This window comes from Verminephrobacter aporrectodeae subsp. tuberculatae At4 (assembly GCF_000193225.1).
In the GTDB taxonomy this organism is placed as follows: domain Bacteria; phylum Pseudomonadota; class Gammaproteobacteria; order Burkholderiales; family Burkholderiaceae_C; genus Acidovorax; species Acidovorax aporrectodeae.
This window is the reverse complement of the sequence record NZ_AFAL01000214.1, coordinates 1-1,638: the sequence shown is the minus strand read 5'-3', so window position 1 is coordinate 1,638 and position 1,638 is coordinate 1. Positions and strand designations below refer to the sequence as shown.

Here is a 1,638-nt window from a genome sequence, read left to right as displayed (position 1 = left end):
GCTGCGCCCGCTGTGGTGGTCCAACAGCCGGTTCAACAAGATCGCGGCAACGATGATCACGCCGGTCATGGTCATCTGGTAGAACGATCCCAGGCCCAGCAGGTTGAAGATGTTGCGCAGCACCTGCAGCAGCATGACCGCGACGGCGGTGCCGAGCACGCCACCGCGGCCACCGAACAGGCTGGTGCCGCCGAGCACCACGGCGGCAATCGCGTCGAGCTCCAGGCCCTGCGCCGCCGTGGGCTGGCCGATGTTCAGGCGCGAGGTCAGCAGCACGCCGCCCAGCGTGGCGAGCAGGCCGGAGAGGGCAAACACGGCCGTGACGACCGGCCTGATCGGCACGCCGGACAGGCGCGCGGCCTCGGCGTTGCCGCCGCAGGCGCGCAGGTATTCGCCAAACACGGTTCTGCGCAGCACCCAGGCGGCGGCGCAGGCGATGGCGATGAAGGCCAGCCCCATGGCCGGGAACGGCAGGTCGAGCCCGGGAACCAGGTTCAGCATCAGCGAGCCGAACCGGCCGAACGCTTGCGGCAGGCCGCCCAGCGGCGTGCCGTCCGAGATCAGATAGGTCAGGCCGCGAAAGCTCACCAACGCGGCCAGCGTGATGATGAAGCTCGGAACCCGGGCGTAGATCGACAGCGCGCCGATGCCGGCGCCGATCAGCGCACCGCTGGCCAGCGTGAGCGCTACGGCCAGCGCAATGGGCAGGCCCTGCGTGAGCAAGGTGGCCACCAGCATGCCGCCAAAGGCGACCAGGCTGCCCACGGACAAATCGATGTTCGCGGTGAGGATCACGAAGGTCATGCCGACCGCGACGATGCCGACGATGGCGGCCTGCTGGAACAGGTTGGCGATGTTGTGCCAGGTCAGGAAGTTGTCCGACAGCCGGGCCGCGATCAGCACCACGAGCGCGAAGATGGCCAGGAAGTTGTAGCGCAGCACCCCCTCGCGCCAGGACAGGCGCGGGGCCGGGGCCGCCGCAAGGGTATGCGTGCTCATGCTTTCTGCCCCAGGAGGGTGGTGTGCAGGACCTGTTCGCGGCGCGTGGTTTTCGGGTCGAAGCAGGCCACGTTGCGGCCCTCGTGCATGACCCAGATGCGGTCGCAATGGGCGTACAGCTCGTCGAGCTCGCTGCTCGCCACCACGATCGCTGCGCCCTGCTCGTCAGCCAGTTGCCGGGCCAGCGCGTAGAGATCGGCCTTGGCACCCATGTCCAGACCGCGGCCGGGCTCGTCGAGCAGCAAGAGGCGGCTGCCGGCGATGAGCCACTTGGCAAACACCACTTTCTGCTGGTTGCCGCCGGACAGCTGGCGCACGGGCTGCTCCATGTGCGACAGGCAGGTGCCCAGATTTTTCAGGACCCGGGCGGCGCGCTCCTTCAGGGCGCTGCGTTGCAGCAGCGTTTTGCGGCGCAGAAAGGGCAGGCAGGCGTTGATGAAAACCGGCGCGTCGAGCACCAGGCCCTGGGTCTTGCGACTTTCGGGCACCAGGCCCACGCCGCGGGCAATCGCCTCGCGGGGCGAGCGCGGCGCGTAGGGCCTGCCGTGCAGCGTGACCCGGCCGCGAAACCGGCCGTCGCCAAACAGGGTGCGCAGCAGGCTGCTGCGCCCGGAACCGTTCAAGCCGGTCAGGCCGACG

General features: G+C 69.1%; 2 protein-coding genes. Both read right to left on the bottom strand.

Features of this window, described 5'->3' with window-relative positions; translation table 11 throughout:
- The coding region (locus VTU_RS0105960) for an ABC transporter permease (RefSeq protein WP_010101993.1) at nt 1–999 on the bottom strand (999 nt) is incomplete at its 3' end.
- Nucleotides 996–1,638: ATP-binding cassette domain-containing protein (locus VTU_RS0105955; protein ID WP_010101990.1), on the bottom strand; the 643-nt coding region annotated here is incomplete at its 5' end. The genes VTU_RS0105955 and VTU_RS0105960, both read right to left, overlap by 4 nt.